This window comes from Paenibacillus sp. fava2 (assembly GCF_058313675.1).
Map to the genome: position 1 here is coordinate 347,423 of NZ_CM177755.1, position 25,859 is coordinate 373,281.

Here is a 25,859-nt window from a genome sequence, read left to right on the forward strand (position 1 = left end):
GCCAATTGAGCGTGCTCCTATATTATTGTATGATGGGTAAGGAGCATTTTTGCATGTGCAGGCTGCTTCAAATATAACTGACAGAGGTATCTAACGAATGTATCCTAAAGAGTTAAATTATACAATGCCGGCGGAATGGGAGAAGCATGAACGGACTTTCATTTCCTGGCCGGTGCAAGCCTCCATGGTGTTCCCGGATCATTACAAATCGGTAAGCGAAGGGTATGCTGAAATTATAAAGGCAATTGCCGAGTTTGAGCCAGTTACAGTAATTGTAAACCCTGAGGAGCTGGAAGCGGTAGAGGTTTTTAATCTCGGCGCAAATGTTACCCTGCTGCCGGTCCGTCACAATGATGCCTGGCTGCGTGATAACGGACCGACCTTTGTTGCTGCGGGGGACGGAAAGCTTGCCGGGGTGAACTGGAAGTTTAATGCCTGGGGCGGCAAATATATGCCTTGGGACCTTGATGATGCAGTGGCTCCCCAGATTCTGGAATCCCTGCAGGTTGAGCGTTTTGATGCACCGCTGGTAATGGAGGGCGGTTCCATCCATACTGACGGTGAGGGAACGCTGATCACTACCGAGGAGTGTCTGCTTAATACCAACCGCAATCCGGAGCTGAGCCGCTCAGAGATTGAGGAGTATGTGCGCCAGTATACCGGCACAGAGTCCATTATCTGGCTGAAACGAGGCCTCAGCGGTGATGAAACCGACGGCCATGTCGACAATATTGCCTGCTTCGCTGCACCCGGCAAGGTCATTATCCAGGTCTGCGATGATAAGGAAGATGAGAACTACGAAATCACCCGGGAGAATCTGCGTATTCTAGAGAATGCGGTGGATGCCAAAGGGCGTAAGCTTGAGATTATCCGGATACAGCAGCCCCCGCGTGTTGATTATGAAGACAGCCGGCTCACGCTCAGCTATCTGAATTTTTATTTTGTGAACGGCGGCATCATTCTCCCGGTGTTCGGCGGTACGGCAGCTGAGACGGACAAGCTTGCCGAGCAGCAGCTCGCAGCCCTCTATCCTGACCGCAGAATCCGTACTGTGAATGGTATGGCTGTAATCGGTGAAGGCGGAAATGTACACTGCACCACCCAGCAGATGCCTGCACGGAAATAACTGAATTTGCAAGGAGGACCCAAATCGTGAGAAAAGTAAAAGTAGCCGCAACACAAATGAGCTGTTCCGGTGACATTGATGAAAATATCCGCAAGGCTGAGGTTTTGGTAAGGGAAGCAGCGGCGCAGGGAGCACAGATTATTCTGCTTCAGGAGCTGTTCGAAACCCCGTATTTCTGCCAGAAGGAGAAATCCGACTATTACGCGTATGCAACCGAGCTTGAGAACAACAAGGCGGTGAACCATTTCAAGGCGATTGCCAAAGAGCTGCAGGTAGTGCTGCCGATCAGCTTCTATGAGAAAAAGAACTACGCGCGCTACAATTCGCTGGCAGTCATAGATGCCGACGGTACAGTGCTCGGCAAATACCGCAAGAGCCATATTCCGGACGGCCCCGGATACGAGGAGAAGTTCTACTTCAATCCGGGTGACACCGGCTTTAAGGTCTGGAATACCCGCTATGCCAAAATCGGCGTAGGTGTATGCTGGGATCAGTGGTATCCGGAAGCGGCACGCGTCATGAGCCTGATGGGAGCGGAGATTCTGTTCTACCCGACGGCCATCGGTTCAGAGCCGCAGGATGGCTCGATTGATTCCAAGGATCACTGGCAGACCTGCATGCTGGGACATGCGGCAGCTAATCTGATTCCTGTGGTTGCTTCCAACCGGATCGGTGAGGAGAGCGACGAAGAGTCCAGCATCAACTTCTATGGTTCTTCATTCATTGCAGGTCCGCAGGGCAACAAGGTGGTTGAAGCCGGACGCGATGAACAGGCGGTGCTGGTCAGTGAATTCGATCTGGACGCGCTTGAGGTCGGGCGGATCGAGTGGGGGATTTTCCGTGACCGCCGTCCTGAGCTGTACCGGTTGATCGCTTCTTATGACGGTGATCTGACATTCTAATCAGCCATAAAATAGCAAGGTTACGAGGCTGTCTCTTTCGGAGACAGCCTTTTTTGTGTTTCTAATACCCTTAAGCTCAACTGCAGTCCGCAAATAGAACGGGAAATGTTACAATATCTTGATAACATGTCATGTAAACTAACATAAAGGAGAAAAGTTAATTGTCACCACTGCTTTAATCTGATAAAATCTCTATAAGTATTTTACAAAAATAGTAGGGGGATTGGAGTATGGGGATCGGGAAGAAATGGGCTATGTCAGCTTTAGTTGCATGCTTTATGCTGACAATGGCGGGCTGCGGCTCAAATAACGATGCGGGCGGTAATGCAGCTGCGGGGGAGACCATCAAAATTGCCACCGATGCAAGCTACGCGCCAATGGAGTATATGGATACGGACACAATCAAGGGATTTGATATTGATTTCATCAAGGCGGTAATGGAAGAAGCCGGAGTGAAATACACCATCACCAATACCGGCTGGGATACAATGCTCACCAGCGTGCAGCAGGGAACGGAATATCAGGCTGGCGTGTCTTCGGTATCCATTACAGACGAGCGTAAGGAAACCTACGATTACTCCATTCCTTACTTTGAATCTACCAATATGATCATGGTTAAGGAAGGCAGTGACATCAAGAGTGCCCTGGATCTGAAGGATAAGGTTGTGGCCGTACAGGGCGCAACAACTGCCGATGATCTGATGAGCGGTATTATGGGTGTCGACAATACGAATCTGAAGCGCTTTGACAGTAACGCAGTGGCACTGATGGAATTGAATGCAGGCGGTGCGGATGCGGTCGTGGCTGATATTGCAATCGTAAATGAATATATCAAGAACAATCCGAAGGAGAAGCTGGTAGGTATCCTCGATAAGGAAAACTTTGGCTCGGAATATTACGGTGTTCTGTATCCAAAGGGCAGCGAATGGAAGGCGAAGCTAGACCCGGCCATCAAAACGGTTATCGAGAACGGCAAATATGCGGAAATTTATAAAGAATGGTTCGGTGAAGAGCCGGATACGGCTGCACTGCTGAACGCGGAATAAGCATTACCCGGTAAACCTCAAAGCATGCGTAATGATTGCTATTGCGCATGCTTCTTTTTTTGAAGAAGGCTAAAGAGAGACAGAAAGAAGCAGAAGAGAAGGGACGAGTTCTATGGACTTCAGATTTGACATCATTGTGCATTATTTACCGGTCTTTTTAAGAGGGACGCTGTTTACGATCGGGGTATCGATTGTATCCATCCTGATCGGCTCTATCCTGGGACTGGGCATCGGGTTTGGCAAAATGGCGCCAAAGGCCATCTACCGCTGGCCGTTTCATTCCTATATCAACTTTTTCCGGGGAACGCCGCTGTATGTGCAGATTCTGATCGTGCACTTCGGGCTGATTCCGGCCTTTTACGGGACAACCAATGTCCTGATGACCTCTTTCGTAGCACTCTCCCTGAATTCTGCCGCCTATTCTGCAGAGATTTTTCGTGCAGGCATCCAGTCCATCGATCCCGGACAGCGTGAAGCCGCCCTGTCACTGGGCATGACCAAATGGCAGGCGATGCGGTTTATTATTCTGCCGCAGGCGATCAAGCGTATGGTGCCGGCCTTCGGGAATGAATTTATCGTCCTGGTCAAAGATTCCTCCCTGCTGGCACTGGTTGCGGCACCCGAGATTATGTTCTGGAGCAACACCATGAAAGGCCAGTATTTGCGGATCTGGGAGCCGTACCTGACTGCAGCGCTGATCTACTTCATCCTTACTTATTCCCTCAGCAAGCTGCTCAATTATATTGAACGGAAGGTGTAATCCTGTATGGAGCCTATCATCAAAGTTAGACATTTAAATAAATTTTTTGGAGCGCATCAGGTGCTGACCGATATTAATGCAGACATTCACAGCCGTGAGGTTGTAGTGGTTATCGGGCCTTCAGGCTCGGGCAAGTCGACCTTTTTGCGCTGTCTTAACCTGCTGGAGCAGCCGCAGGGCGGCGATATTATCATTGAAGGCACCTCCTTGATGGACAAAAACACAAGGATTAACGATATCCGTACAGAGGTTGGCATGGTGTTTCAGCAGTTTAATCTGTTTCCGCACAAAAAGGTGATCGAGAATATAATGCTTGCTCCTGTGCAGGTCCGTAAATGGCCTGAGGATAAGGCGCGGCAGAAGGCGCTGGAGCTGCTGCAGAAGGTAGGGCTAAGCGATAAGGCAGAGGTGTACCCGGCCTCGCTGTCCGGCGGACAGTCACAACGGGTGGCAATCGCCAGGGCGCTTGCGATGGAGCCCAAAATTATGCTCTTTGATGAGCCGACGTCGGCGCTTGATCCGGAAATGGTCGGCGAAGTGCTGGCGGTCATGAAGGACCTGGCGCGTGAAGGGATGACAATGGTTGTGGTTACGCATGAAATGGGCTTCGCCCGTGAAGTAGGGGATCGTGTTCTGTTCATGGAGCAAGGGGTCATAGTGGAGGAGGGGGCTCCGGAGCAGCTGTTCGGGAGCCCGTCCCATGAGCGTACCCGCGAATTTCTCTCAAAGGTGCTGTGAAAATCTGGCAAACTAGAATATTGCAATTCAATCGGTTATATTAGAGTGGTAGGCTGAATGCCGATGAATACAGCAAATATCTGTCGAAATGACGGGGAGGAGGCTCTCTGCTATCTTTATGTTTATCATCATTTAAATGATAGAAGGAGAATACAATGAGCACTTTCAAAAATTGGCTGAACACCACCAAAAACGGACTGACTGAGCAGGTTAAGAAATTTAAAAATAAAGATTTCATGAATGCGGTAGTTGCAGGCTGCGCCCTGGTAGCTGCTGCTGACGGTAAGATCGAGGAAGCCGAGAAGAACAAGATGGCCGGCTATATGAACCTCAGCAACGAACTCAAGGTATTTGATATGAGAGATGTAATTACCCAATTCAACTTCTATGTCAGCAATTTTGACTTCTCTCCGGAGATCGGCAAGCAGGAAGCGCTTAAGGCAATCGGCAAGTTCACCGGCAAGCCTGAAGTCGGCCGTGTCATTGTAGGCGTCTGCTCCGCGATCGGTGCGGCAGATGGTGATTTTGACGAGAACGAGAAGGCTATTGTCCGTAACATCTGCGCGGTGCTGGGACTTAACCCGGGTGAATTCAGCCTTTAAGAGGCGCAGATATTTTATCGGACTCGTTTGAAACGAAAGGGAAGCTGGACCGTATCACTGATAGAACAACCTCAGGCTGGACTTGCAGGCTGTGATTCTTTTTGGGAACGGAGGTACTTAAAGTTGGCTGGAATTAATCTCGTAAAAGGACAGAAGATTGATCTTACTAAAGGAAATGCCGGACTGACTAATGTTGTTGTAGGCCTGGGCTGGGACCCGGCTGAGCCTGCACGCGGATTCTTCGGGGTGAAGAAGCAGGCCAACGTGGACTGTGATGCTTCGGCCATTCTGCTGAGTGAAGGCGGCAAGCTGCTGAACAAAACGAATCTGGTATGCTTCCATAACAAACAGAATCCTAATAATTCGGTTGTCCACTCGGGTGATAACCTGACCGGCGACGGTGATGGTGACGACGAGCAGATCAAGGTTAATCTGAAGGCGATTCCTTCCGATGTGCACAGGGTTCTCGTAGTCGTGAATATCTATGATGCCGTCAACCGCAAGCAGGATTTCGGAATGATCAAATCGGCTTATATCCGCATTATCAACGCATCCGGTAATAATGAGCTGGTGCGGTTTAACCTGACTGACAATTACACAGGCTTTACGGCACTTATTTGCGGGGAGCTCTACCGCCACGGCGAGGAATGGAAATTCGCAGCCATCGGTGAGGGCGCCCATGCAGCACATATCAATCAACTGGCTGAACGATATATCTAAATTCAATAATTCTAATAGAAGAGAGGTTTTTATCCATGGCAATTAACTTATCCAAAGGGCAAAAGATCGATCTGACGAAAACTAACCCGGGCTTGTCCAAAATTAAAGTAGGTCTCGGCTGGGACACCAACAAGTATGATGGCGGCAAGGACTTTGACCTTGATGTATCCGTATTCCTGACTAACGCAAACGGTAAAGTGGACAAAGAAACCAACTTTATCTTCTTCAATAACAAGCAGAATGAGAACGGCTCTGTGGTTCATGCCGGCGATAACCGCACCGGCGAAGGTGAAGGCGATGACGAAGTAATTGATATTGACCTGAAGAACATCCCTGCTGATGTTGAGAAGGTAGCTTTCACCATTACTATCTATGAAGCTGAGCAGAGAAGCCAGAATTTCGGACAGGTCTCCCGTTCTTATGTGCGTATCGTGAACGATGAAAGCAATGTAGAACTGATCCGCTTTGACCTCGGCGAGGATTTCTCTATCGAAACCGGCGTTGTTGTCGGCGAACTGTACCGCAATGCCGGCGAGTGGAAATTTAGTGCAATCGGCAGCGGCTACAAGGACGGCCTGGCGGGCCTTACCCGCGACTACGGACTGCAATAAATCAGGAAAGAGGGTATTGCCGGTGACAATCAGTCTTTCCAAAGGACAGCGGATTGACCTGACTAAGACTAATCCGGGTCTGACGAAGGTGGTAGTCGGACTGGGCTGGGATACGAATAAATACAGCGGCGGTAAGGATTTCGATCTGGATGCCTCTGCATTCCTGCTGCATCAGGACGGCAAGGCCAAGGGCGAGGATGATTTTGTTTTCTACAACAATCCGAGCGGCGGCGCAGGCTCTGTGACGCACACCGGTGATAACCGGACCGGTGCCGGCGACGGCGATGATGAACAGATTGTTGTTGATTTCAGCAAGGTCCCGGCCCAGATTCAGCGTGTCGGCATAACAGTAACCATCTATGATGCGGAGAGTCGTGCCCAGAATTTCGGACAGGTCTCCAATGCATTCGTGCGTGTGGTGGATGCTGTAAGCGAACGTGAGGTACTGCGGTTCGATCTCGGTGAAGATTTCTCGACAGAGACGGCGGTTGTATTCTGTGAATTTTACCGCCATGGCGCGGACTGGAAGTTCCAGGCCGTGGGCAGCGGCTTTACCGGAGGACTGGCGGCGTTGTGCCGGAACTATGGACTTGACGCGCAATAGCAATAACAGCGTTATCGCTTCAAAGGCGGGATCCCCAGTGATCCTGCCCTTTTTAAATCATATTGCATTTATAAGAAATCGACACTCCTAGCCGTAACTTACAGCTAATGTTTAAAGGTGGTTTAAGCATATGAGCATAGAGGCAGTGAAAGGGCAGAAGGTTGATCTGACGCGCGGAAATCCCGGACTGGGTTCTCTGACCGCAGAGATCAGCTGGCGTGCTCCGGCTGATATGGAAATTGATGCTTCCGCATTTTTGCTGGGAGCACAGGCGAAGGTAAGCAGTGATGATGACCTGATCTTTTATAATAATCCGGTTACGCCCTTTATCCGCTATAAGGATATGTCGGCCAGCGGACCCAGCGGCCTGAAGCACTTCGAAATTGAACTGGACAAGGTCCCCTCTGAAACGATGAGGATCGCATTTGCAATTACCCTATATAACGGTGAGAGCCGCAGGCAGACATTCGGGCAAATGAGCGATGCCTACTTCCGGCTTCTGAACCGGATCACCGGCGAGGAAATCATGCGATGTAATCTTGGAAATCATTTCTCTGTGGAAACGGCTGTTGTAGTAGGAGAATTATATAGATATAACGCAGACTGGAAGTTTAGCGCCATTGTAGCCGGTTTTGAAGGCGGACTCAAGGCGTTATGCGGCAATTACGGCATTGAGGTGGAAGACGAGCCGGCTCCTCCAAAGGCGGAGAACCCGCCGCCGCGTCCGGTACCTGTACCACCGCCTGCACCTGTTCCGGCACCGCCAGCACCCCCGGCGCCGCAGCTTAATCTTAACTTGAAGAAGATTGAGCTTAAGAAGAAGGGGGATTCGATTAATCTCAAGAAATCGGCTTCAGGCCTTGGTGAGATACTGATTAATCTGAACTGGAACCAGAGGCAGGGCGGGGGATTATTCAGCCGCAAAGGCGGTGTAGATCTGGATCTTGCCTGCCTGTATGAATTAAAGGACGGCAGAAAGGGCGTTGTCCAGGCGCTCGGGAATGCGTTTGGCCATCTTCAGCAGGCTCCTTACATTATGCTTGATGGAGACGACCGGACAGGCTCGGTGAAATCAGGCGAGAACCTGCGGATTAACGGCAGTAAGGTTGCCGAAATCAGACGGGTTTTAATTTTTTCATTCATCTATCAGGGAGTTACCCACTGGTCTGAAGCGGATGGCGTCGTTACCATTCATCAGGACGACGGGCCGGATATCATTGTAAATCTGGACGAGCATAACAACCGTAAAGGGATGTGTGCGATTGCGCTTATACAGAACGTCGGCGATGAAACGTTCAGTATCGAGCGCCTTGTGCAATATTTTGGCGGCCACAGGGAAATGGATCAGGCCTACGGCTGGGGATTACGCTGGGTAGCGGGCAGTAAATAATTATATTTTGCGGAGGCGCATTATGGATGGGTTGGTTAAGTGAGTTTTTTAGAAGCATCAGCGACAATTACGGTCATTTCTTCTCCTGGGGCGATATAGCAGCAACGCTGTCCGATCCGGTGAGCTGGGGGATTATCGGCAGTCTGGTTCTGCTGGAGGGCCTGCTCTCTGCTGATAACGCACTCGTACTGGCGGTAATGGTAAAGCATTTGCCGAAGGAGCAGCAGAAGAAGGCGCTCTTTTACGGGATTCTGGGTGCGTATATCTTCAGATTCCTGGCGATCGGACTCGGCACCTATCTGATCGAGTTTACGCTGGTCAAAGTTTTGGGAGCCCTGTATCTATTTTACATCGCCTATAAAGGATTATTTAAGGGCAGCGGAGAAGAAGGACATACGGAGAATAAAGGCGCCTCCTTCTGGAAGACGGTACTGCTTGTTGAATTAATGGATATTGCTTTCAGTATTGACAGTGTAATCGCAGCCTTCGGTCTGAGCAGCGAAGTTTGGGTGCTGTTCCTGGGCGGTATTCTCGGCGTGCTGATGATGCGCGGTGTGGCGCAAGTATTCCTAAAGCTGATTGCGAGATTCCCTGAGCTGGAGCAGGCAGCATTCCTGCTGATTGCCATTATTGCCGGCAAGATGCTTGCGGGGGCCTTCGGATATGAGCTGCCGCACGCCATTTTCTTCACCGTTCTGATTGCGGTCTTTGCAGGAACTATGCTGTATAGTGCTGCCAAGAAGAAGAAGGAAATGGATAAACAAGCTTAATAGTCAGAGTTCTATAGGTGGGAGGTCTTCGCAGGGAAGGTGCGGGCTTCTATGTCTGGTAATCGTATATGTAATAGTATGGCCTTTGCTTGTATTTGAGAAAGCCGGCAGCCGTCCCCGACAGGACGGCTTAAGCGGTTCTGCAGCTCTTTATAAGGAGAGGCCATTCTGTTATTGTTTTGCCTCGTTTTGCACAACTATTAGGGGGAACGGCCTTTGAAATATTTCGATTACCTGACTAAGGAACAAGAAACGTCATTATTCTACTCTCCGCCTGTTACGTTTAATCAATATTCCGCCAAGGAGCTGCTGGCCTATGCGGTTGGTGCAGCGCTGTATATGCCGGCTACCCGCACCAGTGTGGCCGAGGATATCCTGAAGCTGAGGGCATCAGGGCTTGTGACGGTCATTATTGACCTTGAGGATGCCATTGGTGACGGGGAAGTCCGGTTTGCCGAAGAGTCTGTGGTCAGGCATCTGTCCTTCTTATCCGCTTATACAGAGAATGAGCATGATCCCGCACACAGCCTTCCGCTGATCTTTATCCGTGTGCGCAATCCTGTACAGCTGCAGCAGCTGATCTTCCGGCTGGGCCCGCTGATAACAATGCTTACCGGGTTTGTCTTTCCTAAATTCACGGCTGAGAACGGGGCCGATTTCTTCGAGGCTATTGCCGATTATAACAGCTCACGGAGTTACAATACGCCCGTTCTGTACGGTATGCCGATTCTGGAGAGCGCGCCGATTATATACCGGGAGAGCCGGCTTGACAGCCTGCTGGCCATCCGCAATCTGCTGGGCGACTACCGCGATTATGTGCTGAATGTAAGAATCGGGGCAACCGATTTCTCCAGCCTGTTCGGACTGCGCCGCAGCCCGGAGATCAGTATTTATGAGCTTGCACCCATCCGGGACTGCATCTCGGAAATCCTAAATATATTCGGCAGGGTGGAGGAGGGCTATGTCATTTCAGGCCCGGTATGGGAGTATTTCGGCAATAAAGGGCGGCACAGTTTACGGCCGCAGCTGCGGACGCTGCCTTTTGAAGAGTCCTTTGGCAGGCCGGCGCGGGAAGCCGGCTATTATTCCGGCTCAGCTGATGGCCTGATCCGCGAAGTGAAGCTGGACAAAGAAAACGGCATTGTGGGCAAGACAATTATCCATCCGTCCCATCTCAGACCCGTACAGGCTATATATTCGGTCCGGCATGAGGAATATGTGGATGCGCTAAGCATTGTTGAGAGCAATGACGGCAGCCGCGGCGTGTTTAAAAGTGAATATTTTAACAAGATGAATGAAATTAAGCCGCATTTGAACTGGGCGAAGCGTATTTTACAAAGATCTCAAGTATACGGGGTGTTACATGAAGAACAGCATTTTGCCTGCTTATTACCCGAAAACGAATATACACACGTTTGATATTGTCGACAATCTGCAGGTTACAGTAACAGAGACGGCTAACCCTTTTCAGATGCCGGTTGATTCCCTGTTTTCGATGGCAGCCCGGATTAACAAGAAGCGTTCCTTCCTTTTTGTCAGCAGGGTGCTGGGCAAGCATATTCCGGTCAATCCCTATACTCCGCTGCTAAGCGGGGCAGCGCTGGGGCTGCTGCTATACCGTCAGATGGACGGAGGGGGCTCCGGAACCTTGATGGACAAGCTGCTGGATCAGGCGGTACATGGCCTGGTTCATCCGCAGCATGCGGAGGAGGCTTACCGCACACTGCTGGCAGCCCGGCTTACCCTTCCGCATCCGGCCGTCTTTATCGGCTTTGCCGAAACCGCTACCGCCTTGGGCCACAGCATGTACAACCTTTTTGCCGGCGGAGCGTCTTATATTCATACTACCCGTGAGGATATACCGGAGCTTACTTCCGTGATCAGCTTTGAGGAGGAGCACTCTCATGCGGTAGATCATCTGTGCTATGCGCTGCACCCGGAGCTGCTGTCCGGTAATGAACCGGTCATTCTGGTCGATGACGAGATTACAACGGGCAATACTGCCATCAACATTATCCGTGATATTCAGGCCAAATTCCCGCGCAGGGAGTATGTGGTAGCTTCGCTGCTGGATTGGAGAAGCCCGGCCAATATTCAGGCTTACCGGGATCTGGAGCAGGAGCTGGGCATTGAGATAACCGCTCTATCGCTGCTGCAAGGAACCATTGAGGTGAACGGAACACCGCTGCTGGATACAGATGCGGGTAAGGACAAGCAGGATGAGGACATTGGAGTACCTGTGGTAAATACTTATATACAAGATGGCCTGGAGCGGCTGAACGTCAGCTCCGCCGATTCCTGCGGAGAGATTAACCCATCCCCGTATTTGAAGCTTAGCGGGCGTTTTGGTCTTGCTTCCGTTGACAATGCTGAAATAGACGAAGAGGTTGCTGCGGTAGCAGCGAAGCTCCGCGCGCTGCGTGAAGGCGACCGTACACTGGTCATGGGGGTTGGCGAATTCATGTACCTGCCGATGCGGATTGCAGCGGAGATGGGAGAGGGCGTATTCTATCAGTCCTCCACCCGCAGCCCGATCTATCCGCAGCACAGGCCGGATTACGGGGTGCGCAGCGCAGCAGGTTATCCGTCTGCCGGCGACCCGTCAATCACCAACTATATCTATAACGTTGAGTATGGGCAGTATGATGATATTTTTGTGCTACTTGAGCGTGATGTTCCGGGCCATCGGATTAAACCGATGACTGATATTCTGAGGAGGCTTGCCGGAAGCAAGGTGCATCTGATTGTACTCGCCCCCCGGGAGGAAGCGGAAGGAGCTGCAGATGATGGAAACGGATAACCTGAACACCGTTCTGGGCCAGCGGATAGCTCCGCCGGTTCCCATGGGCAGCTATCCGCCGTCTGATGTTACTTTTCTGCTGAAGGATCTGGGCGGTGTGCCGCTCGAGCTGGGGACGGCTGAGCGGGAGAAGGCCATTCAATCCGGGGTGAGTTATTCGGAGATGCTGCCGGTGGAATACCAGCCTACCGAGGAGTATATCGGGCTGTTCCGGAAAACGCTGCAGGAATCGGCAGCCAAGGTGGCTCGGGCCGTTGCCGCTGTTTCCGAGCGGATTGTGGCCAAGCGTGGTACGGAAGGAACGGTGCTGGTCTCACTGGCCCGGGCAGGGACGCCGGTTGGCGTGCTGATCCGCCGTTATATCGCTGAGACGTACGGCGCGGAGCTGCCGCACTACAGCGTGTCCATTATTCGCGGTAAAGGACTTGACCTGAACGCCATCCGCTATATTCTGCAGCAGCACGGTGCAGGCGCCAAGCTGCAATTCGTGGACGGCTGGACAGGCAAGGGGGCAATCACCAGAGTGCTGTCCGAATCCTGTGAGGATTTCTACAGCAGATACGGGGTAAGGCTCAGCGATGATCTGGCAGTACTGGCCGATCCCGGGCATTGCTCGGGGACCTTCGGAACAAGGGAGGATTATCTGATTCCCAGTGCCTGCCTTAATTCAACGGTGTCAGGCCTGCTGAGCCGTACGGTGCAGCGGAACGATCTGACCGGGCCGGAGGATTTCCATGGTGCGAAATTTTATAAGGAATGGCTGGATCAGGACTACTCCAATATCTTTATAGACGCCATTACTCCTTATTTCGCGTCTGTAAGAGAAGGGGCCGTTGCTGTTGCCGGTGAGATGGAGGACTCGCCTCCGGAGATTTCCTGGCGGGGAATGCGTGATATTATGGCCTTGCAGGAGCGCTTCGGAATAGACAATATCAATCTGATCAAGCCTGGTGTAGGGGAAACCACCCGCGTGCTGCTGCGCCGGGTACCCTGGAAAATTATTGTCGATACTAGAGATAATCCGAATCTGCGTCACATTCTGCTGCTGGCGGAAGAACGTGACGTTCCGGTTGAAGAATATCCGGGACTGGCCTATTCCTGCTGCGGAATCATCAAGCCGCTGGGGGGAGGGGAATCAGAATGATCTATGCCAGTGATCTGGACCGGACCCTGATCTATTCGCTCGGAGCGCTCGGCGTTCCCGAGGATACTCCGGGGCTGGTGCCAGCAGAGATTATTGAGGGAGTAACAAGATCGTATATTTCGCGCGGGGCGCTGGAGCTGCTGCAGGAGCTTACGGCAGACATCATCTTTATGCCGGTTACCACCCGCACGATTGCGGAATACAAACGGATTAACCTGTTCCAGGAGACACTCATACCCGATTATGCGGTTACAAGCAACGGCGGCAATATTCTTGTGAACGGCGTGGTTGACCAGGAATGGCGCAGTCATATCGGCAGGCTGGTTCTGCAGCATTCGGCTGAAGCGGAGGAGGTCAGGCAGATCGTACGGTCTGTAGTGCGTACAGAATGGATTATCAGTGAGCGTTACTGCGACGAGCTGTTTTATACGTATATGGTTTACCGCGACCTCCTTCCGCTGGATGAGATTAATCATATGTCTGAGCGCCTGCATAGGATAGGCTGGAGAGTGTCCCTGCAGGGCCGCAAGCTGTATGTGGTGCCTGAGGCCGTGAACAAAAGCGATGCCATCATTCATGTACGGCGCACCGTACGCTCGGAGCCGATGGTAGCCTCCGGTGACTCGCTGCTGGATAAAAGCCTGCTGGAAAGCGCCGACTACGCCATCGCCCCCTGCCACGGAGAAATATTTGCCGAGCAGCAGGCGACTCAAGTAAAATTAAAGTATCCTTTTACGGAGTGCAGAGGCGTCTTCGCGGGGGATGAAATTATGCGTTATGTGCAGAAGATTTATCATAATCTATCGACATTGGGAGTTGGGCCGCAATGAAAAAGGTAAATATTTATTTTAACCGCTGGTTTTCCGTGGCTTATCATTATATGAATCTCATCCGCAACAATGAGGACGGCGTGCCTGTACAGATTTTTGCCACCCACCCCGATATTAAGCATATGTCGCTTCAGGGCGCTGATATCGCCGGAACGGAACCCGCAGTTACAGGTATCGAATACGTGCAGTTCTGCGTTGACTTCTGCCGCCGCAATGAGATTGATATTTTTATTCCCCGCCTGCACATGATGGATATCGCCCTGCATGCCGCACAGTTTGATGCAATCGGTACGAAAGTGCTGGTCTGCCGTGATCTGGACCTGCTGGAAATGATGCTGGATAAGGGGAAATTCTACGAGAAGGTTAAGGAAACCGGGATTATGGAAATCCCTGAGTACCATGTGGTCAGCAATGCGGAGCAATTCAAGGCAGCATATGAGGACCTGGTTGCCAAGGGACTCAGGGTCTGCTTCAAGCCGACCGAAACGGAAGGGGGCCTCGGCTTCCGGATTATCAACAACAGCCGCAGCCCGCTGCAGGAGCTGTTCGGCTATGTAACCCAGCATATTTCCTATGACGATGCTTACCGTATTCTGTCCGGTGTGGAGTCCTTCCCGGAGCTGATGGTGATGGAGCTGCTTGAAGGCTATGAGTACAGTATTGATTGTCTGGCCGATGCTGACGGCAGGCTGCTGGCCGCGGTTCCCCGGCGCAAGGATACCGGACGACTGCGGGTGATGGAGCATATTCCGGAGCTTGCGCATATTGCCCGCAGAGTGGCAGAGACGTTCAAGATTCCGTTCAATTATAATATTCAGATGAAGTATGGCGGTGCCGTTCCCAAGCTGCTGGAGATTAATCCGCGGATGTCGGGCGGCCTGCATGTCTCCTGCCTGTCTGGCATTAACTTCCCGTACCTGGCTGTCAAAAGCGCACTCGGCGGCAAGGTTGAGCCTGTCCAGTTCGGTGAAGATGTACTTGCAAGCCATATCGAACAGCCGATGATTATGAAAATCTTCGCTGAATCCACCATTCCTGATGCGGTGAATTAAGCGAAATGCAGCAAGCCTGCAAGAGGTGAGAAAATGAACACAAAGTCTAAAGTGTTGCTGTACGCGGCCGCCGGCTATGTAGTGGCTGTATTGACCAGCAGCTTTCTGCCGGAGCTGATCTCTTTGCTGCTGCCGGTTGCCGGCGCAGGCGCCGGCTTGCTGGGCGGCAAGCGCACGCGGGTTAACCTGCCGGCGGAGGTGCTTCCGGCCAGCCAGGCTCCGGCGGCGGCTGTGCCTGCACAGGCAGCCCCTGCTGCCCCCCGCCCTACAGCCGGTGGCCCGGCGGGGGCAAGTGCCGCACCAGCGGCTCCTTCCGCCAAAGTACCGGCTGAACCGGCTATCCAGGGTGAGTTCGCGTCTGTTGTAGAGTATCTTGTCATTCTGGAGGACATGATTATTTCAGAAGGGCAGAAGGACACGCTGGACAATGAGATTGTCGAGAAATCTCTGGCGCTTTTCGCCAGACTGCAGCGTGTGATCCCGCTGCTGCAGGAGCTGGGCAACGGCGAAATCAATCATACGGTCCGCAGACTGGTGATGAAAGACCTGAATGGGGTCATTAATCCGTTTCTGCGGCTCGGCGGCGAAGCCAAAACGAAAAACCGGAGAATGCTGCTGAACGGTCTGCGGGATGTCGATTCCAAAATATCGGAAATCGCCTCAACGATCGAGCATAAAGACCTGATGGAACTTCAGACCAAGGCGGAACTGATTCATCAACGGTACAGCAGTTCCGAATTATAGGAGGGAAACCCATGTCCACGCAGTTAATTCAGCTCAAAAAAGAAGATGAGCAGAAGGTAGTCGAGGAAGCCTCGCAGTTAATTGAACAGGTAGCCAAGACGGATACCGTCGCCCTGGACTCTCTGATGGATGACATCGGCAAGCTGGGGGTAAAGACGCAGGAGAAGGCCGGACAGACTCTGAAGCTTCTGGATCGTCCGGTCAATGACCTTATGTCAGGCAAGCGTGTTGAAGTGCCGAATATGATTATGAAGCTGCGCAATGAGTGCGAGACCCTGCAGCAGAGCAAGAATGTCAGCTTTTTTGGCAAAATGCTCCGCAAGAGCCCGCTGAAAAACTACGTCTATAAATATCAGTCTGTCCGCACGAATATCGATGCCATTGTAACCGGTCTGCGTGACGGCCGCGATACGCTTGAAGAGAGCATCGTCAATATGCGCCAGCTGAAGCGCACCTCGATGGAGGAGATCTACAATCTGCAGACCAAGATTGCCTTCGGCAATAAGCTGAAGGAGTTGTTCGAGGTGGAAATTGCCAAGCCTGAGAACGAGTTCCGTAAAGCCTATCTGGAACGCGGCCTGCGTAAGGTAATGGTCCGCATTCAGTCCATGACCGAGATGATTCTGCTCTACAACCAGGCGATTGCTGCTACGGATATTATTAATGACAACAATGACAAGCTGATTGATTCGGTTAACAACGCTATTGATAAAACCTCCAATCTGATCACCGTATCAGCCATGATTGCCATGTCTCTGGCCGACCAGGAAAATGTCATTTCCGCGGTGGAAGCGACCAACAAGACGATCGAGGACCAGTTCAAAGAGAATGCCCGGCTGCTGCGTACCACAACCGAGAAGACTACAGAGCTGCTGTCCAAGCCTTCGATGTCGCTTGAGGCGGTTAACCAGGCAATCGGCGATCTGCTGAGTGCCCTGGATACTTCCGAGCAGTCCAACCGCCGGATTATCGAGAGCTGCCAGGATTACACTTCGAAGATGACGACAATTAACACCCAGCTTAACAACCGTCTAGGCTTGAACGAAGCCTCGCAGCCGCAGGCGCTGAAGCAGGCAGAGGATGACAGCCGGCTCAGCAGCTTCTTGAATTAACATCTGCGCCCGAATATCATTCCTGTATAAGCCCGCCGGGATGACCGGCGGGCTTTGGAATACTGCTCATAATCCCCCGGTTCCCGGCATAAGTTCTTACGGAGAAACGGGGGTCAGCGGATGATACTTGGATGCTTGATACTGGCGCTTATCGTCGTTGCCGGCGGTAACAAGGCGGAGTCGGTTGCCGGGCTGAATGAACCGGATAAGGACGGCAGATAAGCAAGCGGTGTTGCTCTCTCTCCAGAGAACAGAATTTTCTTTCGATTTCATGGTTCAAGTAATTTCCAGCGGTTTATTGGGTATAATAACCCGAGGCTGCAGACAGCCGGGATAACTGCTGAAAATACAAGCTTATGCGGAGGTCATATGGAGAACGAGGCACTGCTGCAGGTTGAAAAATTGGCACTAAAGAAACAGAAAATTTTTGATCAAAGTGTACTCCGCTATATCGCCAGGGCGATGCTGGCCAGTATGTTCATCGGCTTCGGTGTCATTGTAGCCTTCAAAACAGGCAACTTCTTCTATATGGAACATTCACCAATGACCTACCCGATGGCGGCCATTACCTTTGGTGCTGCGATCATTCTTATCTCCTACGGCGGCGGGGACCTGTTCACCGGGGATACATTTTATTACTCGTATGCAGCTTTGAGAAGAAAGCTGCAGTGGACCAAGGTCGTCCGGATGTGGGTGATCAGCTATATCGGGAATATCCTTGGCGCTTCGGCATTTGCACTGCTGATTTTTTTGACCGGATTGTACGATGATTCGAGTGTTAACAGTTTTCTGCTGAATGTGGTGGCCCACAAAATGGAGGCGCCTGCGCTGCAGCTGTTCTTCCGGGCCATCCTCTGTAACTGGCTGGTCTGCCTGGCGTTTTTTGTGCCGATGTCGATGAAGCATGACGGAGCCAAAATGTTCGCAATGATGCTGTTCGTCTTCTGCTTCTTTATTTCCGGGTATGAGCACAGTATTGCCAATATGTGTACCTTCGCCATTGCACTGGTGCTGGATCACCCCGGTACGATTTCCTGGGGCGGTGTCGTGCATAACCTGGTGCCGGTTACACTCGGCAATCTGATCGGCGGCGGTGTACTGATGGGCGTCATGTACTATTATGTGAATAAGCCATTTTTGGACAAGGACCCCGGGGACCTGCATTAATATCCGCCGGATAAATCCTGATTCACAAAGACCTTGCCCCAATAAGGGGCAAGGTCTTTGTTGTTAGTCCCGACAGGCCTTCCGCTTGCCGGAGAGAAGGACGAAAGATAAAAGCCCCCGCGCGAATCAATCAGCGCGGGGGCTTAAATCGTTCTACCACTTGGAGCCGCCGGAATTGCGGCCAGATTTGCCGCCGCCCCAGGAAGAGCCGCCGGAGGAACGCCCGCCCCCGCCCCAGGAGGAGCCTCCGGAGGAACGGCCGCCGCCGAAACCGCCGGAGGAAGGCGGGCCGGAGGACATCCGCTTCCGCGCCTGCTCTCTGCGCTGGCGCTCCCGCATCATCGCGAGCTGGGCCTGCCGCTCTGCTTCTTCCTTCTGCCGTACCAGGCGGTTCGCTTCTTCGACAAATGAGGAGATCTGGGCGGCGTAGGAGCGTCCCAGCGACTCCAGCTCATCCAGGTTGTAAGGGCGTGAACTCAGCCTTGATTCAAGCTGCCCGTATTCAGGCAGCAGGCTGGCCTGGAATCTGCTGCGTCCCGCTAATCCTCTGCTCTCCAGCAGCCGCTGGGCGGAGTCTGCCCGTCCCGCGCCTTCCTGGAAGAGCCGCTTCACGCCTTCCAGCCGTTCGTTCAGCTCATCCAGGCTTTGCGAGACGCTGCTGAACTGCTTGGCTGTCTCCTCCTGCAGCGTGAGCAGACGGTCAAGCCCGCTGCGCGCATTGTCGTACTCTCCGCGTTCGTCACTGGTCCACGTTTCGATCTGCGGCACCTCACTGGCACCCTCGTGCAGCAGGGCACCGGAGGCTTCCAGCACCCCGGCAAGGCTTGCAAGATGCTGCTCAGCGAACCGGGTACGGGCTTCGGCCAGCCGGCCCTGCAGCCCGCTCAGCCGCTGGGCCAGCCCGCTCCAGCTGCTGCGGACCGTCTCCAGATCACGGCGGTTGCTCTCTCGGATCTGCGCCTGCCGTTCAGTCATGGCAACCGCCTCCTGAAGCAGCATATCCATGGTTGCGGCAATGCTGCGCACCTGATCCATATCTCCGCTGCGCAGCGGAGCCCGCAGCGTCTCTGCTGCAGAGCTGGCCTGATCAAGGTTGACGTAAGGCTTAACCTTCATATTGTGCAGGGCGTTCTGTTCAATGATCCCGGCAATCTTCGTACGTGCCGCAGCAAGAACACCCGGGAAGCCCTGAAGCTTGTCGTCATAGACATCTACATCGCGCAGATCCTGTTCAATCTGCTCCTGCTGTTCCTGGGCCTCTTCCGTAATATCCTGAGCGGCAATCGGGTCGAACAGCTCAAGCTGATCCGCTTTGGCAGTCGCCTCGGCCAGCTCTTTCAGATCCTCGGCGATTTCCTGCAGCTCATAGCCTGTATCTTTGACTGCCTCCTGGAGCTGGGTGTCCAGCTCAGGAGCATCCTTCTTGAGCTCGGTAATCTGCTGTTTCACATTGCGGTCAGCGTCTGTGATCAAGGCAATCTGCCGTTCTTCATCCTCAAGCCGGGTGCGGAAAGCGGCTGCAGTCTGCTCCGCCTGGCCGATTGCCGACTTGAGCGCGGCGAGCTGATAGAACGCCGGCTGCGGGCTGCGGCCTGTGCCCTGCAGCGCTGAAATCTCAACCAGCTGGGCGTCCAGCCGCTTGGAGATGCCTGCAACCATCTCACCGGTCTTGCCCTGTACGATGCCCTGAAACGGCTGCAGCGTCTCAATGGCCCGGTTCGTCCCTACAAGCAGGTCAGCCAGCTGGTCCTGAAGCACGCTGAGCTGCTTGCGGCGGCGCTGGCCGGTGACCAGCACATACAGCACCAGGGCCAGCAGTGCCGCCCCTGCAGCTATGGCCCCCAGGGTCAGCAGCGGCAGGCCGGAGCTGCGGGACGCGGTCCCGCTTCCGGCTCCCGGGCTGCCCGATCCCCCGGAGCCGCTAACCCCGCCTGCGCTCCCGTTGCCGGTTCCTCCGGAGCCCTGCGTACTGCCAAGAGACTGCAGCTCTGTAATCAGAGCGCTGATCCCGCCCGCAAAGTCGCCCTCTCTGGCGGAGGGAATGAAATAGGCGTCAATAATACCGGTGATAGCCGCGCTTCCTGTTCCTCCGCCCTGGTTCTGCGACCAGCTGTTTATGGCATTCTGCAGCGAAGCGTTGATGAAATTAAGCTCAACCTGCTGGTCACCTGCAGAGAGCAGCAGAAGAATATCCCGGGAGGATAATCCCCAGCTGTCATATACGTTGCTTGCAAAATCGGTGGCGTTGGCGCCGTCCAGTGAATCTATAGTCAGTACGTGGAAGGTATAACGCCCTTCTGCAGCAGCTTCGGCAATGGCCGCTGCCTCCCGGGAAGTAAGCATCCCGGCCCCATCGGTGACTAATCCCTGCTGTACGGGGAATCCGGCAGCCTGAACTCCGGTCATCCACAGCACGCTGAGGATCATAAATAGAGACAATATCTTTTTCAATTTGAGCACACTCCGTTCTAAGGGACTATGGCCCGGTTTATTATTGTGATTATACCCTATTAGGCGTGTGAAATCCCAGGCCGTGCAGGCTAGAGCTGCTTAAAGAGCCTTTATGCTGGCTCTGCCAAGCCCGCTCAAACAAAAAAAGCATCCCCGTAAACGGGAATGCGCAATCAGAATGTCTGCTATCTGGTCTGCAGGCAGAGTATATATTGCAGGCGGGATTTAATTTCCTTCTGCCATTTCAGGTCTCCGACTTTAACGGCAAGATTGAGCAGATCCAGATAATCGTCAACCTGTAATGCTGTCCGGGTAGTGGCTGCGTTCATGGGTGTTCAGTCTCCTTTTGGCTCAATATAGTGAAGGGATAGAATGTTTATGTTTCAATAATGATAATCATTATCACTGGTTATTGTTATTATCCACATTTTGCCCCCAAAAAGCAATATAAAATTATAGGCTCTAACTTTTTTTCTTTGGAATCGGACCTATATATGAATACAGTTGCACATTTTATCACAATTACAGAGGGGATGGGCAGGAACCCTACCATATTTTGTCGAATAAAACTTGATAGGATAGCCCTTAGCTGATTTTGGGGAAGAAGGAGAATTGCAATGAAGCGGTGTAAATGTTTGCTTCTGATTAGCATTTTGCTTATGCTGGCACCGCCTGCTGCCGCCCATGCTGAAAGACAGGATATCAAGTACCAGGCAGAATTGGATTACCCGCCTTTCAAGTATATTCAGAACGGTTATTTAACCGGATTTGATATTGATCTTACGAGCATGATTTTTGAAAAGCAGGAATATCTGATCCGCTACAGCACCGGAGACTGGGAACAGACTTACCAGCTGCTGACCAGCGGGCAAATTGACACAACCGGACTTATGGCAGTAACAGAACAGCGAAAAAAAGATATCCTTTTCTCCACCCCAGTATTCAAGAGTTACGTTTCTGTATATTCGCGGCAGGCGCTCAAAGACAAGGTAACCCTGGGCACACTTGAGAACTACAAGATTGGTGTAGGACATAGCCAATATACTGCAGCGCTGCTGCAAAGTAAGGCAGGCATTTCGAAATACATAGAATACCCGACTGTACCGGATGCGCTGGAAGCTCTCGTAAAGGGTGAAATTGACCTGCTGTTTGAGAATCAGGGGGTTGTTGACTACCTGATTGTCGAGCAGGGACTGACCGGCAACGTGATCCGCAAAATTAGCAATCTTTACCCGGTAGATGTGGCTTATGGTGTAAGCACCTCATCTCCGGAGCTTGTCCCGTATATTAACGCAAGGCTGGAACGGCTTCAGCGCTCGGGTGCCTTCGAGGAACTGTACCAGCAGTATTTCTTCTCACATTCGGCCGGTTACACCGCCATGATAAATGACCGGATTATTTTTGGAATTGTAATTGGTCTATGTCTGCTTCTCTTCGGAATTGTATCCATTAGAATGTATATCCGGCGGCTGAGAAAGACGATTCATTCGGAGCAGGAGTTTTTTGAAGATGTGATTGAGCATACCGGAATGATTGTATGGGCGGTATCGGGGGATGGGCGGGTTACGCGCTTCAACCAGTTTGCCGAAAAGATGACCGGTCTGAAGGAACAAGAGGTGCTTGGCAAAAAGCTCAGCGAGCTTCCCGAGCTGGACGGCGATGTTTCGCTGCTGCGGGATCTGCTGATCAGGGCGGTCTATCAGGATTTTGTCAACAATGTAGAGCTGAAGCTGCCGGAGCACTCGCCGGAGGCGAGGTTTTTTTCCATCCGGACTACGCTGATCAAAGGAATGGATGACCAGGATGAGGCTGTCTATCTGCTGGTGGGGCTGGATGTCGATGGCTGCAAGCAGAATGAGCTGAAGCTGCAGCTCAGCTATGAGGAGCTGGAATCGACTTACGAGGAATTAACGGCGACAGAGACCGAACTGCAGGAGCAGTTATACAGGCTGAGTGTAAGCGAACGCCGGCTGCGCCTGACCTCTGAGGGCTCCGGTGCTTATATGTGGGAGCTGGACTGGAAAACCGGGTTCTACAAGCTGTCGGAGCGCTGGTACGAGGTGATGGGGTACACGGAGGAAGAGATTAACGGGATGGAAAACGGGGTTCTCAGCATCATTCATCCCGATGATCAGGCGTCAGCCAATAAGGCGAGGCAGGCGCACCTGAGCGGAAAGACACCAGTCTATGAGACCGAGTACCGCATGCGTACAAAAGACAATCATTATATCTGGTTTGAAGTAAGAGGGAAGGCTATTGTTGATCCGGCAGATCAGCTCAAGCTGTTCAACGGCTCGCTCATTGATATCAGCAGGCGCAAGCATGCGGAATTCAAGCTGAATACCAGCTATCAGGAGCTGGAAGCAACGTATGAACAGCTTACGGCGACACAGCAGGAGCTTGTAGAGCAGTATGATATGCTGCTGGAAAATCAGAAGAACATGCACCGGCTGGCCTATATGGACTCGCTCAGCAATCTGCCGAACCGGATTTCCCTGCTGGAGGCAATGGAGAATTATTTCCGGCGGCCGGGCGGCAAAGCCGCGCTGATGTTCGTGGACACCGATAATTTCAAATATATCAATGATACACTGGGCCATAAATCCGGCGATATTCTGATCCGTAAGGCAAGTGAACGGCTGCAGTCGCTTGTCCAGGGTAAGGGAATGCTCTCCAGGCTTGGCGGGGATGAGTTCGTCGTCTTTATCGAGGATGCCGAAGACCGCAAAGCGGTGCTTACACTGGCGGACGATATTATGCGGGCTTTCCGCAGATCGATCCTGATCGGAGAGAGCAACCTCTATGTGTCGGTCAGCATTGGCATCTCCTTCTACCCGGAGGACGGGGAGACGACGGAGGAGATTCTCAAGAATGCCGATGTGGCGATGTACCGGGCCAAAGAGGAAGGCAAGGGCACCTACGTTATTTATGACAAGTCGATGCATACTGCATTCAATGAACGGATGCATATTGAAAAGCATCTGCGCAGTGCAATGAACAACAATGAATTTGAACTGCACTACCAGCCGCAGGCTGACATCAAGACAGGAGAAATCACCGGATTTGAAGCCCTGATCCGCTGGAACAGTCCGGTGCTCGGGTTCGTATCTCCGCTCTCCTTCATCAAGGTTGCCGAGGATTCCAGGCTTATTATCTACATCGGGGAATGGGTGCTGCGGGAAGCCTGCAGCTTCATGAAGAGTATACATGAGCGTACCGGGCGGCTCTATAAAATATCCGTCAATATTTCTATCATCCAGCTTCTGCAGGATGATTTCGTCGAAATCGTGCTGGACAGCCTGCAGCAAAGCGGGCTTGCACCAAGCTGCCTGGAGCTGGAGATTACGGAATCAATCTTTATGGAGTCGTTCGAGAGTACAGTCAGCAAGCTGGAATTCCTCAAGTCATGCGGTATCCGGATTGCCCTTGATGATTTTGGAACCGGCTATTCCTCGCTGAGCTATCTGCAGCAGCTGCCGATCTCTACGCTTAAGATGGACAAGATCTTTATCGACTCCCTGGCCGATCAGGCCTACAGCGAATCCTTCGTGCAGACCATTATTGTGCTTGGCCATAAAATGGGGCTGGATGTCGTGGCCGAAGGGGTCGAAGATGACAGCCAGCTGGCATTTCTGAACGAATCGGGCTGTGACAAGGTGCAGGGCTACCTGATCAGCAGGCCTGTGCCCCCGCGGGGGGTATGGGAGCTGGTGGAGCATTAGAAGGCGGATTGGTTGCCAGAGCATCCCGGGGGTGAATACAAATAAACGGATCTGCGTGTATTACGCAGATCCGTTTATTTGTATTACAGGGATTATTGCAGGACGATCTTGTTTTTTCCCGTCTTCTTGGCTTCGTACAAGGCGTCGTCTGCCTGCTGAAAGGTGTAGCTCTTCGTATCGGAGACCGAAAACTCATGCATGCCGATGCTGACGGTTACAGATCCGCCATTCATTTCTTCAATTGGCATGCCGGCTATACCTGTCAGAATCCGCTCCATGATTTCCTGTGCTTCCTTCAGCTGCTTGGCGGTCAGAATGACTACGAATTCCTCTCCCCCATACCGGGCGGCGAAATCATCGGTGCCGATATGCTCCAGCACTACGGCGGCTACCTGCTTGAGCACAATATCGCCTACCCAGTGCCCGTACTGGTCATTCACTTTCTTGAAATTATCGATATCCAGGACAGCCAGCTGCATCGGAAAAGGGTTGTTCTGCTGATGTTCAATCAGCCAGCCGAGATATTCGTGGAACGTCTTGTGATTATACAAATCGGTCAGCGGATCAATCTTGGACAGCCGGTCCATGATGATATTCTGAATGCGCAGCTCCTGCTCCGCCTTCACGGAATCCTGAAGGGACCGCATAAGATCCCGGCCGCGGCCGATCACTCCGAATCCGGCCAGTGCGGTGCCGGCAAAAATCAGCGCAATCATAATATGCTGAATCCGCAGCGTGTATTCGTAGACTGGTGTATTCATAAACAGCATGACGGTGTAGAGCAGACAGATCAGCGAGGATGCCTTCATATAGCTGCTTTTGAGATAGATCATGGATACAAGCAGCGGAAGAAGCATGATAAGCGGCTTGACCTCGTACTCGGTACTGAGATTGGTGATAATCAGGATAGCGTAGATATGACTTGCGACAACAATCGCGAATTCCGAGAATACCGGCTTCCACCTGTAGATCGCCTCCAGAGTCAGGATCAGAGCAAGGATGACGGAGTCTGGTATTAATACATGGGTCACGAAATATTGTCTGTCGGTGAATTCGGGTCTATGGCCCCACATGGATAGTGAGATAAAAAGCTGACTAGCCAAATATACCAGCAGAACCATCCAGAAGGTATTGAGGAGTACCCGGTTCCAGTAGCTTTGGCGAGGAGTTGGCGGTGGGATGTGCATAAACATTTCCTCATTTCCAGTGGCAATATAACTATATATTCGACAAATATCCCTTCGATCCTTCCATCTACTGTAAACAATATAATGTTCGTGTTTTGATATATTTTTTTGTTTTTTTATTTAATATAATCTTTATATACGATTAAAACACGAATTATAATCAACTTAAAGTATTGACACATTCGCTTGTTTTCTGTAAAATTCCTATTGGCTCATATTATTTAGTGAAGCTGTTCGTATATCCCCGGAGATAAGGTTTGGGGGTTTCTACAGGGAACCGTAAATTCCTGGCTACGAATAGGGTGCATTTTGCATACCTGTGAAGAGCCGGGATTTTTTTTGTGTGTTGCGCTATAAAATCGCAGAAACGGTGGCTGAGAA

Annotated in this window: 23 protein-coding genes and 1 riboswitch; of the genes, 20 read left to right on the forward strand and 3 right to left on the reverse strand. The window is 52.0% G+C overall.

Annotation, left to right across the window (positions count from 1 at the left end; translation table 11 throughout):
• Positions 1-97 precede the first annotated feature (97 nt).
• The 19 genes from AC4G46_RS01560 (at position 98) to AC4G46_RS01650 (ending at position 18,118) form a co-directional block, all read left to right on the forward strand.
• The gene (locus AC4G46_RS01560; RefSeq protein WP_491126388.1) at positions 98-1,126 is read left to right on the forward strand and encodes an agmatine deiminase family protein; all 1,029 of its coding nucleotides are present in this window, start codon (positions 98-100) and stop codon (positions 1,124-1,126) included.
• A gap of 26 nt (positions 1,127-1,152) precedes the next feature.
• Entirely contained in the window at positions 1,153-2,028 is an 876-nt protein-coding gene (gene aguB / locus AC4G46_RS01565) for an N-carbamoylputrescine amidase (RefSeq protein WP_068727090.1), read from the forward strand.
• Positions 2,029-2,258: 230 nt separating this feature from the next.
• The gene (locus AC4G46_RS01570) at positions 2,259-3,074 is read left to right on the forward strand and encodes a transporter substrate-binding domain-containing protein (RefSeq protein WP_491126389.1); all 816 of its coding nucleotides are present in this window, start codon (positions 2,259-2,261) and stop codon (positions 3,072-3,074) included.
• Between the two features lie 112 nt (positions 3,075-3,186).
• Positions 3,187-3,834 (forward strand): amino acid ABC transporter permease, encoded by a 648-nt coding sequence (locus AC4G46_RS01575; protein ID WP_068727093.1) that lies wholly within the window; start codon positions 3,187-3,189, stop codon positions 3,832-3,834.
• A gap of 15 nt (positions 3,835-3,849) precedes the next feature.
• The gene (locus tag AC4G46_RS01580; protein WP_491128763.1) at positions 3,850-4,572 is read left to right on the forward strand and encodes an amino acid ABC transporter ATP-binding protein; all 723 of its coding nucleotides are present in this window, start codon (positions 3,850-3,852) and stop codon (positions 4,570-4,572) included.
• A 155-nt stretch (positions 4,573-4,727) separates the two neighbouring features.
• Entirely contained in the window at positions 4,728-5,174 is a 447-nt protein-coding gene (locus AC4G46_RS01585; RefSeq protein WP_491126390.1) for a tellurite resistance TerB family protein, read from the forward strand.
• 123 nt (positions 5,175-5,297) lie between these two features.
• Positions 5,298-5,894 carry a TerD family protein gene (locus tag AC4G46_RS01590; protein ID WP_491126391.1) on the forward strand — a complete coding sequence of 199 codons (597 nt, stop codon included), beginning with the start codon at positions 5,298-5,300 and terminating at the stop codon, positions 5,892-5,894.
• Positions 5,895-5,929: 35 nt separating this feature from the next.
• Positions 5,930-6,505 (forward strand): TerD family protein, encoded by a 576-nt coding sequence (locus AC4G46_RS01595; protein WP_491126392.1) that lies wholly within the window; start codon positions 5,930-5,932, stop codon positions 6,503-6,505.
• 22 nt (positions 6,506-6,527) lie between these two features.
• A complete protein-coding gene (locus tag AC4G46_RS01600; protein WP_277468924.1) occupies positions 6,528-7,109 on the forward strand; it encodes a TerD family protein in 582 nt (193 codons plus the stop codon).
• Positions 7,110-7,239: 130 nt separating this feature from the next.
• Complete coding sequence (locus AC4G46_RS01605; protein WP_491126393.1) at positions 7,240-8,499, forward strand: TerD family protein; 1,260 nt, start codon at positions 7,240-7,242, stop codon at positions 8,497-8,499.
• A 26-nt stretch (positions 8,500-8,525) separates the two neighbouring features.
• Positions 8,526-9,269, forward strand: coding sequence for a TerC family protein (locus tag AC4G46_RS01610; RefSeq protein ID WP_491126394.1), 744 nt, complete (start codon positions 8,526-8,528; stop codon positions 9,267-9,269).
• Positions 9,270-9,485: 216 nt separating this feature from the next.
• Complete coding sequence (locus tag AC4G46_RS01615) at positions 9,486-10,688, forward strand: HpcH/HpaI aldolase/citrate lyase family protein (RefSeq protein WP_491126395.1); 1,203 nt, start codon at positions 9,486-9,488, stop codon at positions 10,686-10,688.
• 76 nt (positions 10,689-10,764) lie between these two features.
• On the forward strand, positions 10,765-12,069 hold the full coding sequence (locus AC4G46_RS01620; RefSeq protein WP_491128764.1) for a phosphoribosyltransferase family protein: 1,305 nt from the start codon (positions 10,765-10,767) through the stop codon (positions 12,067-12,069).
• Entirely contained in the window at positions 12,056-13,213 is a 1,158-nt protein-coding gene (locus tag AC4G46_RS01625) for a cysteine protease StiP family protein (protein WP_491128765.1), read from the forward strand. The genes AC4G46_RS01620 and AC4G46_RS01625 overlap by 14 nt, the downstream gene beginning before the upstream one ends.
• Complete coding sequence (locus AC4G46_RS01630; protein ID WP_221803321.1) at positions 13,210-14,043, forward strand: HAD family hydrolase; 834 nt, start codon at positions 13,210-13,212, stop codon at positions 14,041-14,043. The genes AC4G46_RS01625 and AC4G46_RS01630 overlap by 4 nt, the downstream gene beginning before the upstream one ends.
• Positions 14,040-15,095 (forward strand): ATP-grasp domain-containing protein, encoded by a 1,056-nt coding sequence (locus tag AC4G46_RS01635; RefSeq protein ID WP_491126396.1) that lies wholly within the window; start codon positions 14,040-14,042, stop codon positions 15,093-15,095. Before AC4G46_RS01630 ends, AC4G46_RS01635 begins: the two co-directional genes overlap by 4 nt.
• A 33-nt stretch (positions 15,096-15,128) precedes the next feature.
• The gene (locus tag AC4G46_RS01640; RefSeq protein WP_491126397.1) at positions 15,129-15,839 is read left to right on the forward strand and encodes a hypothetical protein; all 711 of its coding nucleotides are present in this window, start codon (positions 15,129-15,131) and stop codon (positions 15,837-15,839) included.
• 11 nt (positions 15,840-15,850) lie between these two features.
• Positions 15,851-16,951: a toxic anion resistance protein gene (locus tag AC4G46_RS01645; RefSeq protein WP_491126398.1), complete on the forward strand. Its 1,101-nt coding sequence runs from the start codon at positions 15,851-15,853 to the stop codon at positions 16,949-16,951.
• Between the two features lie 369 nt (positions 16,952-17,320).
• Positions 17,321-18,118, forward strand: a complete 798-nt coding sequence (locus AC4G46_RS01650; protein ID WP_491126399.1) for a formate/nitrite transporter family protein — start codon at positions 17,321-17,323, stop codon at positions 18,116-18,118.
• A gap of 153 nt (positions 18,119-18,271) precedes the next feature.
• On the opposite strand, the gene AC4G46_RS01655 is transcribed toward AC4G46_RS01650, so the two are convergent.
• Entirely contained in the window at positions 18,272-20,569 is a 2,298-nt protein-coding gene (locus tag AC4G46_RS01655) for a TPM domain-containing protein (RefSeq protein WP_491126400.1), read from the reverse strand.
• Between the two features lie 185 nt (positions 20,570-20,754).
• Positions 20,755-20,898, reverse strand: coding sequence for a hypothetical protein (locus tag AC4G46_RS01660; RefSeq protein ID WP_167336675.1), 144 nt, complete (start codon positions 20,896-20,898; stop codon positions 20,755-20,757).
• A gap of 288 nt (positions 20,899-21,186) precedes the next feature.
• Between AC4G46_RS01660 and AC4G46_RS01665 the strand changes: the two genes are divergently transcribed.
• Entirely contained in the window at positions 21,187-24,291 is a 3,105-nt protein-coding gene (locus AC4G46_RS01665; RefSeq protein WP_491126401.1) for an EAL domain-containing protein, read from the forward strand.
• A gap of 92 nt (positions 24,292-24,383) precedes the next feature.
• On the opposite strand, the gene AC4G46_RS01670 is transcribed toward AC4G46_RS01665, so the two are convergent.
• The gene (locus AC4G46_RS01670; protein ID WP_491126402.1) at positions 24,384-25,364 is read right to left on the reverse strand and encodes a GGDEF domain-containing protein; all 981 of its coding nucleotides are present in this window, start codon (positions 25,362-25,364) and stop codon (positions 24,384-24,386) included.
• Positions 25,365-25,692: 328 nt separating this feature from the next.
• Positions 25,693-25,792, forward strand: a riboswitch (purine riboswitch).
• The last annotated feature ends 67 nt before the right edge of the window (positions 25,793-25,859 follow it).

What these genes read in the sequence shown, in the direction of transcription:
- AC4G46_RS01560 (WP_491126388.1), top strand. Translation starts at nt 98, where the DNA reads ATGTATCCTAAAGAGTTAAATTATACAATGCCGGCGGAATGGGAGAAG.
- AC4G46_RS01570 (WP_491126389.1), top strand. Translation starts at nt 2,259, where the DNA reads ATGGGGATCGGGAAGAAATGGGCTATGTCAGCTTTAGTTGCATGCTTT.
- AC4G46_RS01575 (WP_068727093.1), top strand. Translation starts at nt 3,187, where the DNA reads ATGGACTTCAGATTTGACATCATTGTGCATTATTTACCGGTCTTTTTA.
- AC4G46_RS01585 (WP_491126390.1), top strand. Translation starts at nt 4,728, where the DNA reads ATGAGCACTTTCAAAAATTGGCTGAACACCACCAAAAACGGACTGACT.
- AC4G46_RS01595 (WP_491126392.1), top strand. Translation starts at nt 5,930, where the DNA reads ATGGCAATTAACTTATCCAAAGGGCAAAAGATCGATCTGACGAAAACT.
- AC4G46_RS01605 (WP_491126393.1), top strand. Translation starts at nt 7,240, where the DNA reads ATGAGCATAGAGGCAGTGAAAGGGCAGAAGGTTGATCTGACGCGCGGA.
- AC4G46_RS01610 (WP_491126394.1), top strand. Translation starts at nt 8,526, where the DNA reads ATGGGTTGGTTAAGTGAGTTTTTTAGAAGCATCAGCGACAATTACGGT.
- AC4G46_RS01620 (WP_491128764.1), top strand. Translation starts at nt 10,765, where the DNA reads ATGGCAGCCCGGATTAACAAGAAGCGTTCCTTCCTTTTTGTCAGCAGG.
- AC4G46_RS01625 (WP_491128765.1), top strand. Translation starts at nt 12,056, where the DNA reads ATGGAAACGGATAACCTGAACACCGTTCTGGGCCAGCGGATAGCTCCG.
- AC4G46_RS01630 (WP_221803321.1), top strand. Translation starts at nt 13,210, where the DNA reads ATGATCTATGCCAGTGATCTGGACCGGACCCTGATCTATTCGCTCGGA.
- AC4G46_RS01635 (WP_491126396.1), top strand. Translation starts at nt 14,040, where the DNA reads ATGAAAAAGGTAAATATTTATTTTAACCGCTGGTTTTCCGTGGCTTAT.
- AC4G46_RS01640 (WP_491126397.1), top strand. Translation starts at nt 15,129, where the DNA reads ATGAACACAAAGTCTAAAGTGTTGCTGTACGCGGCCGCCGGCTATGTA.
- AC4G46_RS01645 (WP_491126398.1), top strand. Translation starts at nt 15,851, where the DNA reads ATGTCCACGCAGTTAATTCAGCTCAAAAAAGAAGATGAGCAGAAGGTA.
- AC4G46_RS01650 (WP_491126399.1), top strand. Translation starts at nt 17,321, where the DNA reads ATGGAGAACGAGGCACTGCTGCAGGTTGAAAAATTGGCACTAAAGAAA.
- AC4G46_RS01660 (WP_167336675.1), bottom strand. Translation starts at nt 20,898, where the DNA reads ATGAACGCAGCCACTACCCGGACAGCATTACAGGTTGACGATTATCTG.
- AC4G46_RS01665 (WP_491126401.1), top strand. Translation starts at nt 21,187, where the DNA reads ATGAAGCGGTGTAAATGTTTGCTTCTGATTAGCATTTTGCTTATGCTG.
- AC4G46_RS01670 (WP_491126402.1), bottom strand. Translation starts at nt 25,364, where the DNA reads ATGTGGGGCCATAGACCCGAATTCACCGACAGACAATATTTCGTGACC.